Source organism: Mucilaginibacter sp. A3364 (genome assembly GCF_059690715.1).
This window is the reverse complement of sequence record NZ_JCAWED010000002.1, coordinates 1,070,226-1,086,815: the sequence shown is the minus strand read 5'-3', so window position 1 is coordinate 1,086,815 and position 16,590 is coordinate 1,070,226. Positions and strand designations below refer to the sequence as shown.

General features: G+C 42.9%; 11 protein-coding genes. 6 read left to right on the top strand and 5 right to left on the bottom strand.

Translation table 11 applies throughout. The features are described 5' to 3' along the window. Positions 1-76: 76 nt before the first annotated feature. Together AC59JT_RS17180 and AC59JT_RS17175 are read left to right on the top strand one after the other, a co-directional pair. Complete coding sequence (locus AC59JT_RS17180) at positions 77-985, top strand: S66 peptidase family protein (protein WP_497401241.1); 909 nt, start codon at positions 77-79, stop codon at positions 983-985. A gap of 77 nt (positions 986-1,062) precedes the next feature. After that, complete coding sequence (locus tag AC59JT_RS17175; RefSeq protein ID WP_497401239.1) at positions 1,063-1,746, top strand: hypothetical protein; 684 nt, start codon at positions 1,063-1,065, stop codon at positions 1,744-1,746. A 51-nt stretch (positions 1,747-1,797) separates the two neighbouring features. Here AC59JT_RS17175 and AC59JT_RS17170 read toward each other — a convergent pair whose 3' ends face one another. From AC59JT_RS17170 to AC59JT_RS17155, 4 genes are all read right to left on the bottom strand, one after another. After that, complete coding sequence (locus AC59JT_RS17170) at positions 1,798-3,066, bottom strand: hypothetical protein (RefSeq protein WP_497401237.1); 1,269 nt, start codon at positions 3,064-3,066, stop codon at positions 1,798-1,800. Positions 3,067-3,183: 117 nt separating this feature from the next. Beyond that, positions 3,184-3,732 carry a DUF1735 domain-containing protein gene (locus tag AC59JT_RS17165; protein WP_497401235.1) on the bottom strand — a complete coding sequence of 183 codons (549 nt, stop codon included), beginning with the start codon at positions 3,730-3,732 and terminating at the stop codon, positions 3,184-3,186. A gap of 23 nt (positions 3,733-3,755) precedes the next feature. Then, positions 3,756-5,456 carry a SusD/RagB family nutrient-binding outer membrane lipoprotein gene (locus tag AC59JT_RS17160; protein WP_497401233.1) on the bottom strand — a complete coding sequence of 567 codons (1,701 nt, stop codon included), beginning with the start codon at positions 5,454-5,456 and terminating at the stop codon, positions 3,756-3,758. A gap of 23 nt (positions 5,457-5,479) precedes the next feature. Continuing rightward, entirely contained in the window at positions 5,480-8,680 is a 3,201-nt protein-coding gene (locus AC59JT_RS17155) for a SusC/RagA family TonB-linked outer membrane protein (protein ID WP_497401231.1), read from the bottom strand. 188 nt (positions 8,681-8,868) lie between these two features. On the opposite strand from AC59JT_RS17155, the gene AC59JT_RS17150 reads away from it, so the two are divergent. The 4 genes from AC59JT_RS17150 to AC59JT_RS17135 all read left to right on the top strand — a co-directional run bounded on the left by AC59JT_RS17150 (position 8,869) and on the right by AC59JT_RS17135 (position 13,770). Beyond that, positions 8,869-9,201 (top strand): PadR family transcriptional regulator, encoded by a 333-nt coding sequence (locus AC59JT_RS17150; protein WP_497401229.1) that lies wholly within the window; start codon positions 8,869-8,871, stop codon positions 9,199-9,201. 20 nt (positions 9,202-9,221) lie between these two features. Next, positions 9,222-10,901: a PspC domain-containing protein gene (locus AC59JT_RS17145; RefSeq protein WP_497401227.1), complete on the top strand. Its 1,680-nt coding sequence runs from the start codon at positions 9,222-9,224 to the stop codon at positions 10,899-10,901. A 4-nt stretch (positions 10,902-10,905) separates the two neighbouring features. Then, entirely contained in the window at positions 10,906-11,133 is a 228-nt protein-coding gene (locus AC59JT_RS17140) for a hypothetical protein (RefSeq protein WP_497401225.1), read from the top strand. A 207-nt stretch (positions 11,134-11,340) separates the two neighbouring features. Then, complete coding sequence (locus AC59JT_RS17135) at positions 11,341-13,770, top strand: outer membrane beta-barrel protein (RefSeq protein WP_497401223.1); 2,430 nt, start codon at positions 11,341-11,343, stop codon at positions 13,768-13,770. A 299-nt stretch (positions 13,771-14,069) separates the two neighbouring features. Here the strand turns inward: AC59JT_RS17135 and AC59JT_RS17130 are convergent, their stop codons facing one another. Then, the gene (locus AC59JT_RS17130) at positions 14,070-16,580 is read right to left on the bottom strand and encodes a M14 family metallopeptidase (RefSeq protein WP_497401221.1); all 2,511 of its coding nucleotides are present in this window, start codon (positions 16,578-16,580) and stop codon (positions 14,070-14,072) included. Positions 16,581-16,590: the final 10 nt, after the last annotated feature.

Here is a 16,590-nt window from a genome sequence, read left to right as displayed (position 1 = left end):
GCAGGGAAGCTAAAAGCAGCAAAGCGTTTTATAACATTGAGCCGCCCATTGCGGAAAACTTTTTTTAATATTGAATATGCTTAAGACCGCAATTCAACCGCCGTTTCTGAAAAAAGGCGACAAGGTAGCCATAACCTGCCCGGCAAAAAAACTGCCCTCGCCTATGACGGATGCTATAAAGCTGCTTACCGCTTGGGGGCTTGAAGTAGTGTTGGGTGACACCGTGGACGCCGGCTTTCACCAATTTGCAGGTGATGATGACCTGCGGGCGCAAGATTTGCAGCGATTTATTGAAGATGATAGCATTAAAGCCATATTTGCTGCACGTGGCGGCTACGGCACAATAAGGATGATAGATAAAGTTGATTTCGCGCCGCTTCAACGAAACCCGAAATGGCTTATCGGCTTTAGTGACATTACACTTTTACATACCCATATACACGCTAATTGCGGGCTGCAAAGCATTCACGGACAAATGCCGATAAATATACCCGATGCTTCTTCTGCTTCGCTTACTAGCCTTAAAAAGGCCCTGTTCGGCGAGGAAGTTCATTACCACTTTAACTCGCATGGCATTAACCGTAATGGCGAAGCGCAAGGACAGGTAATAGGCGGTAATTTAAGTTTGCTAATAGCGGCCCTTGGTTCAAAGTCAGCCCCGGATTATAGCGGTAAAATATTATTTATTGAAGATGTTGGCGAGTACCTGTATTCGGTTGACCGCATGCTGCATACCCTGAAGCGTGCCGGCAAACTAGCAAACCTGGCGGGATTAATGGTGGGCGGCTTTACTGATATTAAAGATAATGATATACCGTTCGGTTACACCGTTGCACAAATCGTGATGAATGTGGTGCAGGCGTATAAATATCCTGTTTGCTTTGATTTCCCCGCAGGGCATATACCCAATAACCATGCTATTGTATTTGGAAAGGCCTTACACCTTTTGGTTAATAAGCAACAGGTTGAGGCTAAATATATTTAACTAATACAACAAAGGCTGTTGCATAGTAAAATCCTTATCTGTAATTTTATAGTTAACATATTAACAGATCGTAAATTATGAAAAAACTAGTCCTTAGGGGAGCAATGCTGGCTGCATTACTTACCGGCGCATATACGCAAAGCCAGGCCCAAATTGGGGTAAATGTAGATGTTACCAACATGCTCGACGTGAATTTTGGCGGGCAAATGAGGCAAACAACCGGCGGCAATCAATATTTATATAATGTTTGGAGAAAAGGCTCGGTGAAACAAGCCGATGGTAAGTTGTTTGTTGGCATTGACCTGATGTATGACCTTAGCGGATCGCGCCTAATATTTAAAGGTGATAAAGGCGAGCCTCTGGCTTTCGCCACACCGGTTGTTGAGTTTACACTGGCCGCCAATGATGAGGACCCGGTAAACCGTAAATTTAAAAATGGCTTTCCGGCTGTAGATGGCAATAAAGCTACCACCTATTACGAGGTGCTTTCTGAGGGAAAAAAACAGCTACTTAAGGCTACCCAACTTAAACGCGTTACCGAAACAGCCCCGGGCCAATTATACCCGGTTAAACTTTTGAAGCCGACAGATACCTATTTCGTTTTTGAAAATGGCACTGTAAGCAAAATCAAAAGAGATAAAAAAGCGATAAAAGAACTACTAAAGGCGCAGGATTTTGACAGCTATATTGCTTCAAACAAACTTGATGTTAAAAAGGATGACGATCTGTCAACCATATTTGATCATTATAACGCGTTATAGTACCTTAATTAAAAAAAGAAGTCTGCTTATAATCAAGGCAGACCTCTTTTTTTAAAACGAATATCCTATTAACAAACAGGCCCTTTGTGTGCTAGCTGCTGCCGCCCCTCCTTCTGCAACAGTGGTACTTAGTTCGCCGCGGGCTTGTATGGTATATTTGCTCATTGTGGCGCCTAAGCCAAATAACAGGCTTGATTCAACTTTTCTAACATTTGTTGCAGGTACAATTGGCTGTTCTGCATAAGTTGTGGTTGAATAAAAAACAGTTTTATTCTTAACGTTATTAATGGTGTTAATTGCCAATCCGTTTGCAATGCCGGCATTTACAAATAGCGATGCCTTACCTACCGGGAACTTATAACGAATCAGGTTATTCAATTTAATTATTGTAAGGCCAAATGCGGCATCATCATCCGAGTAACTATCAGGATTGTTATTATTATAAGTTATTACGTGGTTACTCACTTTATACGATGTATAAATTAACTCATTGGCTAAAGACCATCGATTGTTATTCGCCGGAAAAATCACATCAAACGTTACGCCGGCCACCAGGTTGGTTGAAGTTTTTTTATCCAGAATGCGGAAAGGCAATAACGTACTTTCGCTACTGTTAAATCGCATAAAAGAGGCGCCGGCTATAATGCCTAATTTAACATACGCTTCCTCAGCTTTGGCTGTGTTTCCAGCATCCAGCTTCATGCAATCATAATACGCTGCAAACAGGCCCGACAGGCTTGAACGATTATATGTGGCACTGTTTATTTTAGCGCCCACTACCGGGCAATCGGCCATATACTGCCTCAGGGTGTTTTTATACTCTTCATTCCGCGCAACCACTCTTCCGTCTGCTGCGTCACGTAAATACTGTTTATATACCAGTAATTTATAACTATCCGGGTATTTCACAAAGTAATGATCCCTCGCTTTTTCATCTTTAAAGTGATACAAACCTTTACCAGTTCCAAAAACTCTAAGTAAAAAAGCAGTGATCGTTTTGTACTCAGGGTTTGATGAATAACTTAACTGATTAACATCTGTTGACGAAGTATCAATTACAACGCTTGCGCTAACATAATTACGGTTTGCTATACCAAAGCCGGCAATCTCGGTATGATGATATTGCACATGGCCTGCCTGCTCGTTGGTCCTAAAACTTATAACCGCCGGGTTTTTATCCCAGCGTTGATAGTCAACATACCCTTTAACGGTATCTCCTTTTAAACTAATAATATAACCGGGTTGGTCGTTCTGCTGGCTGTAGGCCATACCACAGTTGCCTGCCAATACAGCTAAAATTGTAATAAGTCGTTTCAACATTTTTGATCAATAAGTTTAGGTTACTAAGATGCGCCATTTTATACAAACCTGGTTGCACAAAAAAATCCCCGGCACGCTCTGCGCCGGGGATTTGAATTTTATAATATTAATTAAAAATTACGGAGTAACTGTAACTAATATATTTCTGTAAGCCTGGTTACCACTTAACAGGTAGCCTGACTTATCAGTGCTTTTTAGCTCAATTGGAATAGCCCAACGACCGGTAGCGCCAATGGTTGAACCGGTAAAGGTTACCACTAGTGAACCGTCTCTTGAACCAGACGCAATTTTAACAACACCACCATTAGATAAAGTATATTTACTTGGATCTAATAGCGTGAATTGCGCCGAAGCAGCAACACCAGCATTATAAGTAGCTAATCTTGCGGTGCTTACGCCAATGGTTACGTTGATATCCTCGCTTGCAACATCTTTTGCCGATAAGTGAATCGGTATAGTTACTGTGTTAGGCGTGGTTTTAGTAACCGCAATTGAAACCGCAGTATTAAAAGTTGTAGCGGTAACCGGCATGGTAATTATCTTGTTGCTCTCGGCAACATCCTTGTTTATGCCATATTTTAAGTCATCGTAACCTTTGTCTTTCAGACAAGATGATAAGCTTAAAGTAAGCACTGCAAGCGTTAATATTTTAGTGTATCTTTTCATTTTCTTTCTTTTTAAATGGTAAATTATTTATCCCAGAAAACGGTAGAAGTTTGCGGATCGATAACACCTTGAGCGTTTACGTTAGCCTGGTTATAGTTAAACTCAGCTTGTGGATATTGTAAACGTACAGGTATAACGTTGGTAACTCTACCAGGGTTAAGTGATAAAGGCAGGTCGGTTGGAACGCCTAATCTTCTGTAGTCAGTATAGGCCTCTAAAAAGTCTAAACCAAACAATGAAAGATATTTTTCATACACAATTACTTTTGCTTTGGCATCTGCACCGGTAGCAGCAGCAAGCGTAGTTAAAACGCCTCTTTGAGCTATGTAAGCATCAGCAGCAGCAACCGGAGTAATAGCAGCACCAGTAGTTGTTTTATTAACACCCAGGAAAGTGAACGACTCTCTGATAGCAGCAGTTAACAAAGTAGCCGGATCAGCAGCGATATAACCTCTGGCAGCAGCTTCAGCCTGTATAAACAGACTTTCGATACCGGTTAAAACCTGTTGTGATTGAGATACTGATTTAGCTACACCCGGGCCAGCAACGTCTGATTGGTTCTGTTGTTTGTACGCGTCAGCATTCGGAACAACCTCGCCAAATTGAGCACCAATAAAGTTGTTTTGCGGCGTTGGTGTTTGTGCCGGGAAACCGTATTGTGCAACAGTAAGCGGAGTAGTAGCTTTGGTGAAGTAGTACATGTAACGCAAATCGTCATCGGTTGCATCAGCTGTAATTTGAGCCAATTGAGTTGGCGTTGCAGCAGCCAGGTTATTATAACCAGGGTTGTTAGCACCTAAACGGCCGTTTGTACCGGCAGCTTTGTTCAGGAAGTAAGTGTTAGCACGGTTATACTGGTCGGTTGCACCTAAAGCAGATACTTTGTAGGTATCCCAATAAGGGTTTTGTTTACCGTTAACTGCAGTATAGCCAGGGTTAACAGCAGCTGTTTCGCCAGCACCAAGGTAACCCGCACCATCTGCAGTAATTTGAGCTACAACGGCAGTTGCTTTAGCAGCAGTTGTAGTTAACTGAGACATGTGAACTAACAGTTTCAAACGCTGCGTATTGATCAGCTTACGCCATAAAAGCGCTTCGCCTGTACCGTGGTTGTAACCCATAGCGCCAAACATAATATCGGCAGCCTGAGCGTCAGCATCCGGATCCATTGCTTTAGGAGCTGTTTTAAACAATACAGCAGCAGCTTCTAATTGAACAAACAGATCATTGTAAATATCCTCACCTTTATCATACGCAGGTGTTAAGTTAGCAACACCCTGGAAAGCTTTTGAATAAGGAACGTTATTGTATTGGTCAACCAGGTTCATAAACGCTATAGATTTTAAAACTTTAGCAGCAGCCTCATAAAAAGGCTCTTGTGCAGCTTTAGCTTGTTTTTCCATAGTATCTACATCATACAGGAAATCATACCAGTTAGCAAATTGTGCTGCCTGGAAGTTAGCTGTAATGGCATATGACTCGATCTCGATTGATTGACCGTATGAGCCTGAGTGTGCCCAGTAGTTCATCCACTGTGCAGCGTAGTCATAACCGTTACCGGTTCTAACACCTACTGCATGTAGTGCTCTCGGCAACAACACTTTAGGACTGATGGATGTCTCAGTAGGAGCGTTAGGGCTCTTGTTGATATCGAAGAATTCTTTTTTACAGCTGGTTGCAAATAGCAAACCTACCGTAAAAGCTGGAATTAATATTTTTTTCATCTCGTTTCTCTAATTAATAGTTATTAAAATGTAACTGTTACACTACCACCGAAGGTTCTAACCGGCGGGTTGATATTTGAGTTACTAAAACCAGCGGTGTTACCGGTAGTTACACCAGTGGTGCTACCTGTACCAAATGAAGTTGCACCCGGGCTGGCAGTAAAGTCAGGATCGGTAAACTCATTTGATTTAGGTAACCACAGGAACAAGTTTCTTCCTGTTAACGCAACGTTTAACGCTTTTACAACTTTCTGGCTGCCGAATACGTTAGCAACCGGGATATCATAACCGATTGATAGCTCGCGGAATCTCCATGAAGCTGCACTTACCAGGTAGTTAGCTTTTACAGTACGGCCTACACCGGTGAAGAAGCTTTCTGGGTTATTTAATGTTACGTTAGTGTTTGGTACATAGTTACCACTAACAAGTACAGATGAATTAGGGAATACAAATCTTTCGCGGCTGTTAGTAGCTGATAATCTTGAAACACCTGTCCATGACATCGCGTCGCCTATATCAGTGTAAGCCATGTGGCCCCCTTTGTATTCAAATAAAGCTGATACATTCAAACCTTTCCATTTTACTGACGGATTTAAACCAACAACCCATTTTGGTAATGTTTGACCAAATATAGTTGAGTTGGTTGCAGCAGTAGGCGCACCTGTTAAAGCGTTAACAATAACACGGCCATTTGGATCGCGGTTATAGTCAATTGCTCTGATCATGTAAGCCGGGTAACCTTTGATAGCCCAGTTACCTGCAGAAGTTGTACCACCAATACCAACTTGATCTAAACCTTGGTATACTGATGTTACTTCACTTTCTATATAAGTAGCGTTGGCTCCGAAGTTGATGTGAACCTGACCTAAATCAACCAACGGGGTTAATTTAAAGTCCATCTCTATACCTTTGTTAGTAAAGGCAGCTGCGTTAACATAAGCACTGGTATAACCGGTAGCACCCGAAATACTGATAGGGATGATCTGGTTATCGTTTTTCTGGTTAAACGCAGTAACCTCAACGTTAATTCGGTTATTTAAGAAACCTGCTTCAAAACCTAACTCAGTACTTTGAGTAAACTCTGGTTTCAACAATGGGTTATAAATAGTGTTATCAGCCGAGTAACCAGGTGTTGTACCGTAAGGGAAACCACCACCTTGTGAGAAGGTTGCAGCTAACTGGTAGGGAGCAATATCAGAGTTACCTGTTTTGGTCCAACCACCACGTAATTTCAAGTATGAAAGTGTGCTGTTATTTTTTAAAGCTTCAATAGCATCTGTTAACACAAATGAAGCAGTAGCACCAGGATAAAAGTAACTGTTTACGCCATCAGCTAAAACTGAAGCTTTTTCGTTACGACCGGTAAACTCGATTGAAGCCCAACCTTTATAGTTTAAAGCAGCCTGAGCATACACTGCGAACAATCTTGAACGACGACCTGTTGAAGTACCGGTTAACTCGCCTACACGTTGTGAGATGTTATACAAATCAGTAACGTTTAGCTGGCTTGCACCTACACGGGTATCACGGCCATCATCCTGACGAACGTAAGTACCTAAAATACCGGTAACTTTAAAGTCTTCAGTAACTTGTTTGTTAAAGTTGGCAAACAACTCTGATTGCATACGTTGTTGCGTAAATGCACGCTCTTCAACGTTGCCCGGGATAGAGCTGAAACCTCTTTCAGTATCGCCGTATACACTTACCGGCTCACCTTGTGATTTTCTTCTTTCAACAACAGTTTGAGAAGTTAATGAAGCGCGGTAGTTTAAGTTCATCCAGCTGGCAACTTTAAAATCTAAGTTTAAGCTGGTGATCAGATCTTGTTTTTTACCCTCTTTACGCCAGTTATCAATAGCGAAGTACGGGTTTAAACCGTAGTTAGTAAAATAATAGTTGTATGAAGCATACGGATTGGTCATGTAATCTTTGTAAGAAGTAAGATCAACAAAACCGTTTGTATTGAACAATAAGTTCATGATACCAGAGTTCAAACCAACGTTTTGGCTAGCCTGATAATCAGCCATACCTTCCTGGTCAAAAATATTGTAGTTGTTTTGAATATAGTTGGTATTCAGGTTTACTTTCAATCTACCATACTCTTTGCCAACATTTAAACGGAAACCGGTTCTGCGGTTTTTGTCTTTTGGAACGATACCTTTATTGATAACGTCCTGTAAAGACAACAGGAAGTTTTTCTCAGAATAAGAAACGTCATTTTGAACGATAGTTGCAGTCTGGAAGAATTTCTCTCTCGAGTTGTTAGGGCTGTAAGTGATCATCTGGGTTGTTAACGGACCAAAGATCGGATCAACTACACCAGTAAAATCAGGACCAATTTGAATTGGCTGACCGGTATAACGAGGGCCCCATGACCAGTTTTCGATAGGATCATAACCACCTAAGCTAAGGTTGTTACCACCACCACCTAAACCAAACTCATGTTGAAATTTAGGATAGAAGCTAACTTGCTGAACTTGAGTAGAGTTACTGAAAGTAACAACAGGCTTGCCGCTTTTGGTTCCTTTTTTGGTAGTAACGATAATAACACCGTTTCTGGCGTCAGAACCGTAGATACCTGCACCGGCAGCACCTTTTAAAACGTTCACGTCTTCAATGTCATTCGGGTTAAGTGAAGACAAATAGTTGATATCAGATTGCACACCATCGATCAACAGTAACGGGTTGTTGTTACCTGTTAATGAACGTACACCACGTAAGTTAATTTTTACGTTCTCAAATACACCACTGTTTGTAGTGGTAATGTTTAAGCCTGATACTTTACCTTGTAAACCGTTAGCAACGTTAACCGCGCTACCAGCGTTAATAGTTTCGTTGTTTACCGTAGATACCGCATAACCGGTTTCTTTTTTCTGGCGCTGGATACCCAAAGCACCGGTAATAACAACTTCACCTAATTGTTTTGCTTCTGAAGCAAGAGCTACTCTTACAACACCACTTGAAGGTATTGTTACAGTTTGCGGCGCAAAGCCAATAAAGCTAATTCTTAAGCTTGTTGCTCCGGCCGGAGCTTGTACGGTAAAGTTACCTTCGGCATTAGTTTGAGTACCTGTTTGGGTACCAACAACTGTAACAGCTACTCCTGGCAGCCCTAGGCCGTCATCTTTTGATGTAACTGTACCAGTAACTGTTCGGTTTTGTGCATAAACCTGGGTTGCGCACAACACCAGCAAACACAAACTTACTAGTAGAAGTTTTTTCATGTTTAAATAATAAGATCAGTTAATACTTAGTTAATTAATTATAAAAGTAATGTTCCGTTATTAAACTCACAAATTATTTTGTTAAAAAACGTTAAAAAAAAATAGCTCTGAAATTTTTTTTTAAGTTTTTTTCATTTTTTCAGTACTTGGTATTGCATAATACATTTTTAAACATATATCTTTGTATTATGATTACCGAAAACACACAAACCCAAATGCGTAAAGGCATCCTGGAGTACTGTATACTCTCCATCATAGCCCGCGATGAAACTTACGCCTCAGATATAATTGCCGAACTAAAAGCAGCGCAACTGCTTGTAGTTGAGGGCACTTTATATCCCTTATTAACCCGTTTAAAAAATAACGGATTGTTAACCTACAACTGGGTAGAATCAACCTCAGGCCCGCCACGAAAGTATTATGCCCTATCAGACGAAGGCCGCAAAGCACTAGCCGAGCTGGATAAAACCTGGCAGGAATTGTCATTTGCCGTACTTACAGCCACCGGCAAAAAGAAATAACACCCTAATAATCACGCATCATGAATAAAACCATCATTATAAATATTAACGGCATAGTTTTCCACATTGAAGAGGATGCCTACGAAATACTAAAGAATTACATGACGGATGTAAAACGTCATTTCTTAAACTCGGCCGATAGCCTGGAGATAACCACCGATATTGAAAACCGCATTGCCGAAATGTTTAGCGAACTATTGCTGAAAGAAAACAAGCAGGTAATTGTGGAGCAGGATGTTAAGGCTGTGATTGAACAAATGGGCACCGTTGCCGATTTTGAAATTGCCGAAGAGGAAGAAAGCGCGGGCGCAAGCAGCTCCTATAACTACACCGCCACCAACCGCCGCCTGTTTCGCGACCCTGATGACCACCTGGTAGCAGGAGTATGTGCCGGCCTTGCCAACTATTTTAATATTAAAGCAGTATGGATGCGTTTGGTATTTGTTTTGGCTCTGATATTTGGCGGAGCGGGCTTCTTTATCTATTTGATACTATGGATAGTCATCCCTAAAGCAGTTACCCGAATCGATCGTATGGCCATGAAAGGCGAAAAGCTGAACCTGCAAGGTTTTAAAAACAACCTGGAAGAAGAGTTAAGTGCTGTGCGCCAAAACCTAAGCAATATGCATCACGAGGCCAAACCTGTTATATATAAAGTACGAGATTTTTTCAGCGATCTGTTTTATCACCTTGGTCGTTTCTTTAACGGCACCGGCAAAATACTTATTAAGCTTATCGGTATAGCTATCATACTATCCTGCATATGCGGTATAGTTGCCATGGTTGTTTTATATGCAGCCGCGGTAATATTTGGCAAAGAGCCTAATGGCATGTTCCCTTTAAGTGTTATTGACAGCCATTACTCCACCACCATATTCACTACAGCTCTTATAACCGGTGTAATACCTGTTGTTGCTATCGCGATGTTAACCATTACTGCCGTGTTTAATATCCGTACTATTAGCAAATCATCAGCCGCTGTGTTATTTGTGATATGGTTGTTCTCGCTAGGTACTATGGTGGTTTATATATCAAAAGTGTTTACCGATTTTCGCTCATCAGCCAGTTTTAGCCAAACCGTTAACGTTAAGCCTAATGCCTATAACAAATACTATTTAACCCTGAACGATGTAAAATACCTCACTCATGAAGATAGTGTGCGGCTGGACATCAAAAATAACTTTGACGGTGCGGTAGTTACTATTGAAGATGAGAACTTTGAAGATTACCGCGACTTTGATGAAAACCGCATTTCTATCCGCATAGAAAAAAGCGATGTTAGTCAACCTGTGCTGGTACAGTCGTTCCGTTCAAGAGGTAAAGACTATGATGACGCCTTGCGTAATGCCCGTAATATACACTACACTTTTACACAAAAAGATACCATTTTAAAATTCGACCGCCGCGTACAGCGCATGAATGGCACCAAATGGCGTGATCAGGAAATGGAACTTACCTTAAAAGTACCGGTTAATACCGAAGTGATCATTGACGACCGGCTGCGCGACATGATCCGCGACCTTGATATCTGGCAATGTAAAGAGGATAACAAAAAGCACGATTCCCCTACATCAACCTTTACCATGAAGGCTACCGGTTTGAAGTGCAAGGTAGATACGCTTGTAATAGCACCCGTTGCCCCCGTGACTAACCCTGACACGGTTGTTTTACCAAAAGCAAAACCAGCCCGGAAAAAATAAAGCCATGAAACGCTTTGCCCTACCTAATATATATATAAAACGTATAAGCCTGCTGCTTTGCAGCGGGCTTGTACTTACTTTGCCTTGCAACGCGCCTGTAGTTTCATCTGTTACCGGTGTCAAACAAAAGGGCGGTAAGGTAAAAATACCTGCTATACTACCTAAGCCTTCTGCTTCATTCTCAATTTATAATGACATCATAGCGCCACTTTGCCCGGCGTTAAAGATCTAGTCGTACCCTGCCTGTTTCAATAAATTTGAAAATAGTGTGTAACCAATAGCCCTGTTTCTGCATCTTAATATAAAATCGCGGCAGCGCGATAATTACAAAGCCGGTAACGCATTTACCCCGGCAGTATAGCAAAACACAGTAATTAACATTAAAAAAAAGCGGAAACCCGTTTTTACGGGATTTTTATTGCCCAAACTATTTACAGAAATGAAACAGGTATACCTTAATATATATTATACACTACTGCTATGCATTTTAAGCCTTAGCACAGCCTTAGCCCAAACAGCAACTGTTACGGGTAAGTTATTGGATGAACAGCAAAAGCCACTGCCATACGCCAGCGTTAGCCTGATGCGCGCGGCAGACTCGACTATAGTTAAAGGAAACATGAGCAGCGATGCCGGGGCTTACAATTTTAACAATGTAGCCCCGGGTACCTACATTATTAAAGCAACTTCGGTGGGCTATAAAAATGGCCTTAGCGCCGCGTTTACCATCGCGACAGCAGATTATGCTGTAGCTACCATAGCCATGCAACCGGCCGGTCAAACACTTAAAGCTGTAAGCATTAATTCGGCAAGGCCTTTAATTGAGCGTAAGATAGACCGCACGGTGATGAACGTAGAGAACAGCGTACTGGCAGCGGGCAACAGCGCCTTAGAGATACTGGAGCGCGCCCCAGGTGTTACTATTGATAAGGATGACAACATCAGCCTGAAAGGCAAGCAGGGCGTTACCGTAATGATCAACGACAAGCTTACTTATCTTTCGGCAGCGCAACTGGCTACATTGCTTCGATCAACCGATGGTAATACCATTCAGTCAATTGAGATCATTACCAACCCATCAGCCAAATATGATGCGGCGGGCAACTCGGGCATTATCAACATCAAAACCAAAAAGAACAAACAAAGCGGCACCAACGGCAGCGTAACTGTAGGCGGCGTAAAGGGTCGTTACTATCGTGATAACAGCAGCCTTAATTTAAACCATAAAGAAGGTAACCTTAACCTGTTCGGCAACTTTAGCCGTGGCGACAGCAAACGCTTCCGCGAGATGGAGCTGGAGCGTATCATCAAAAACAATAACGGCTCCCTTACTTACTTTACCCAAAGCTCGCACCAGATACCGGTTAACCATTACAACAATTACCAGTTGGGTGCCGACCTGGAAACCGGCGCCAAACATACCATTGGCTTTGTGGTAAGCGGCTACTCCAATTCAGGGCACGACTATAACTTTAACCGCACCCTTATCGGCAAAGCTTCGGGCGTGCCTGATTCGTCATTAACAACCGAATCAAACATGGATCAAACCTATAAAAACTTCGCTTTGAACTTAAACGACAGGTTAAAGCTGGATACCCTGGGCCAGGAGTTAGGCATTGATTTGGATTATTCTAAATTCCGCAATAACTCGAACGCACAGTATGATAACTTTTACTACCTGCCGGATGGCAGCCCACTACATGCCCCGTTGTTATTGCGCAACCAAACCCCATCGGTAATTGAAATATATACCGGTAAGTTTGACTATACCAAACCGCTTACCAAAACAATGAAGCTGGAACTGGGCGCCAAATTCAGCAGCGTTAAAACCGATAACGATCTACAGGCTCAGAAATCTACCGGTGGCGACTACATAAATGATGTTACCCGCACCAATCGTTTCATCTATACCGAAAAGGTAAACGCAGGTTATGTAAACATAAGCAAGGAATACAAAAACGGAAGTGTACAACTTGGCCTGCGCGCCGAAGAAACCCGTTCACATGGCGACCTGATAGGCAGCAAACCTGTAGACCGTGAATACTTAAACTTCTTCCCGAGCGTATTTATAAACCAAAAGCTGGGCAAAAAACACGAAATGGGTATCAACTATAGCCGCCGTATCGATCGCCCAAGCTATGGGGATCTGAACCCATTTGTATACTACCTTGACCCTTATACCGCGTCAAGAGGCAACTCATTCCTTAATCCGCAGTATACCAACAGCTTCTCCTTACACTATACGTATAATAAAACTATTGATGTAAGCCTCGACTACAACCATACTACCGATGCCATGACCGAGATCGTGTTAACCGAAGGCAACACATCTTACGAAACCAACTTAAACCTGCAAACACAGGTTGGTTATGGGCTTAACATCTACTCGCCTTATACCATTACCAAATGGTGGAATGGTAACGTAAACTTTAACGGCTTCCGGATGACGTTTAAAGGCGAAGGACTGGTGGGTGGTAACTTAAATACAGGCCAAACCGCTTTTGTAGCCAAGTCAACCCAGTACTTCAGCTTCGCGGGCTTTAAAGCGGAGCTAAGCGGCATCTATCAATCGCCCATGACCTTTGGTGTATTTGCCATACACGAACGTTATGCGCTTGATGGCGGTGTGGCGCGACAGTTTGCCAATAAAAAGCTTAATGTTAAAGTAGCTGTTGATGATATCTTCTTTACCCGCCGCAATAACAACAGCAGCCAGGTATTAAATAACAACTTCGAGATCCGCCAGCGCAGCGACAGCCGTGTACTGCGCCTAAGCGTAACCTACAACTTCGGTAACGCCAAGATCAAAGCCCGCCAGCACCGTAGCGGCGCCGAGGATGAAAAAGGCAGGGTAAGCGGCGGTAACTAAGCCCCTGACCCCACAAAAAGGGGAATTATATATTAATAGGAAAGGCCGCATGTAATGCGGCCTTTTTCGTGTGGGGTGCGCCATTTTTAAAGTGGCGCAAGTGGCGCACCATAATTTTATAACTATTTGATTTTGAGAATATTATCTAAAAAAGCGGCGCAATGCGGCGCACCCTGTCTATTTTATAAGCAACTGATTATTAATTATTTAGAATATTCGACAATTTACACTTTCAAAAAGTGGCGCACCCTGAATTGATAAACTTGCGCTCGTTTACAAACGAGCGCAAGATGGGGTAATTACTGATTCACCATAAACACCGCATTCCCAAACAGCAACTTCCCGTTCTCCCAAAAACCACGGAACAGCGGATCATCAACCATATAAACTACTGCGCCGCGGCCCATGTTTTGTACGCCCAGCAGCAGTCCGTTCACTATCTTTTCCTTACTGGCCTGGCCAACAAAGCCGGCTACATAGCCATCTTTTTTAATGGTGCCTACGTTCCAACCGTCTTCCAACAGGTCGTAAACATCGTCGTTCAACTTTAGCGTGTAGTAATAGTTGGGTAAGCCAAAGCCCAGCGGGTGGGTATTGTCCAGGTTAAGCTTATAAATAGCGCCGGCCACGTTTGATTTGATCGACTCGCGGTCGCGGTCCTCGTAAAGTTTTATAGCAGCAGCGGCTTTAGCTTGTTTTGCGGCCTTTTTTTGTTCTTCGGTTTGCTCTTTCTCTTTAATAGCGAAGCCTTTTTTATTGCTGATCTGCCCGACAGCGTTGCCCATCACAATCAGTTTTCCGCCATCGCGCACCCAGCCCTGCAGTTTATCAAGCCACATATCATCATAGCCCCCGTTGGGGAATACAATAACATCAAAATCGCTCAGTTTAAGCCTTCCAATATCCTTGTAGCGCACTAGTGTAACCGGGTAGTTTATCTGCTGATCAAAATAATGCCACACTTCGCCCATGCTTTCCGCCGAACTGCCCTCATCACTAACCAGCATTACTTTGGGTGCCCGCACATACTTAACCGCACCCGATCCAAGGTCAGCCCCCTTTTCCACAAAACCCGAATTTAAAGGAACAATGTTGCGGCTATATTTAGCAGCCAGTTTGGCTATCAGTTCATCCAGATCGGCACGGTCGTTCCCCGCACGGGCAATAATGAGCGACCCGGCCGCGAATTTTTTACCCATCGCCTCAAAAGGTTTTTCGCTGTAGCGCACTTTAATATTCTCTTTTAACAAAGCCGCCAAAAACTTCACATCCTCAACAGATTGCCATTGGCTGATGTAGGCGTAAGGATGTGTAGTGGCTGATGGTTTTTCTTTTACAACTGTTAACGAAGCATTGGGGCCCTGCAAGGATTCCTTTATACCATAAGTACGCAAGCCATAAGCAAAGGGCAATGACCATGCCGTGATATCATACGTGTTCGAATCAGCCACAAAAGTTTTAGGCTCAAACAACACATTCAGCAATACTGATTTTGGCTGATAGGCATTGATCACCATATCATTATGCCCAACGCTGTACTGCTCCGTTTTGCCTGTAAAGTAATTATACCCGCTAATGCTCGCCTTTAAACCAAAACTATAACGAATACCGTTTTTATCCAGCAATTTGGCTAAGGCATTAATTTTATCGGCATTATCATTACGCACGATGTAAGTTTTATAGTCGCCCGCAGGGTTGGCGCGACTGGCATCAAAATACTTTTTAAATTCCTCTACTGCTTTTTGCGCATTCGCGGATGCTGTTTCAACCGTGCTTAGGCTATTAGAGTGGTGATGCGCGATGCGATCGGCCAGGCTCAGTTCATCCCCCATACGTGTAGTAACCGCCAAACCTGCGCCTATGCCGCCTTGCTCGTAAGTCATGCCGATAGAGCCATTGTAGATAGGATAGGTATCGCCATAGGATGGGTATAACAAATCAAACTCTTCGCGGGTAAAATACAGCCAACCATTTTGATCAAAATACTTCGCGTTGTTTTTACCGATGGTGGTTTGAAATTCGCGCTGCCAAGTAGTTATGTCTTTATGAAAAGGTTCGGCCGCCGGGGCAAAGTAATAAGGCGCGTTGTAGCCCTGCTCATGAAAATCAACATGTATCTCGGGCAGCCATTTGTTATATAGCGCCATACGTGCCTGGCTCTCCTTTTGCACCTGCCATGCCCAATCGCGGTTCAAATCAAAATAGTAGTGGTTATATCGCCCGCCCGGCCAGGGTTCCATATGCTCGCGCGATAGTGGGTTAACATCCGGCGATGTACCTTTTACCGAATTATAGTAGTTTACATAACGTTCGTGCCCGTCGGGGTTTAAACAAGGATCAATAACTACTACCGTATTTTTTAACCAGGCCTTGGTGCGGGTATTAGCCGGATCGACCATATCATACAAAGTTTGCATAGCCGCCTCGCTCGAACTTGGTTCGTTGCCGTGTACGTTATAGCTCAGCCACACAATAACCGATGTTGTTGTATTGGCTGCAGTAGTTTTAGTATTTAGTCCCGCCAGGTGCAGGTTATTCTCGCGTATCTCCTCCAGTTTAGCAATATTCTCATCGCTGCTGATGAACATGGCTAACAAAGGCCTGCCTTCATTAGTGCTGCCATACTGTATCAACTTAACGTGTTTAGATGTTTTGGCTACGTACTTAAAATAATCCGCTACGCGATACTGATAAGTAAATTGCTCGCCCAGTTTATACCCCAAAAACTCGGCAGGCGATTGTATTTTTTGCGCTAAAGCGGATAGACTGATGCTTATGATGACTAGTAGGACGGATAGTTTTTTTATCATTTAAACCTGA

Coding starts and splice junctions, on each gene's coding strand:
- AC59JT_RS17155 (WP_497401231.1), bottom strand. CDS start 8,680: ATGAAAAAACTTCTACTAGTAAGTTTGTGTTTGCTGGTGTTGTGCGCA.
- AC59JT_RS17160 (WP_497401233.1), bottom strand. CDS start 5,456: ATGAAAAAAATATTAATTCCAGCTTTTACGGTAGGTTTGCTATTTGCA.
- AC59JT_RS17135 (WP_497401223.1), top strand. CDS start 11,341: ATGAAACAGGTATACCTTAATATATATTATACACTACTGCTATGCATT.
- AC59JT_RS17170 (WP_497401237.1), bottom strand. CDS start 3,066: ATGTTGAAACGACTTATTACAATTTTAGCTGTATTGGCAGGCAACTGT.
- AC59JT_RS17150 (WP_497401229.1), top strand. CDS start 8,869: ATGATTACCGAAAACACACAAACCCAAATGCGTAAAGGCATCCTGGAG.
- AC59JT_RS17175 (WP_497401239.1), top strand. CDS start 1,063: ATGAAAAAACTAGTCCTTAGGGGAGCAATGCTGGCTGCATTACTTACC.
- AC59JT_RS17145 (WP_497401227.1), top strand. CDS start 9,222: ATGAATAAAACCATCATTATAAATATTAACGGCATAGTTTTCCACATT.
- AC59JT_RS17130 (WP_497401221.1), bottom strand. CDS start 16,580: ATGATAAAAAAACTATCCGTCCTACTAGTCATCATAAGCATCAGTCTA.
- AC59JT_RS17140 (WP_497401225.1), top strand. CDS start 10,906: ATGAAACGCTTTGCCCTACCTAATATATATATAAAACGTATAAGCCTG.
- AC59JT_RS17180 (WP_497401241.1), top strand. CDS start 77: ATGCTTAAGACCGCAATTCAACCGCCGTTTCTGAAAAAAGGCGACAAG.
- AC59JT_RS17165 (WP_497401235.1), bottom strand. CDS start 3,732: ATGAAAAGATACACTAAAATATTAACGCTTGCAGTGCTTACTTTAAGC.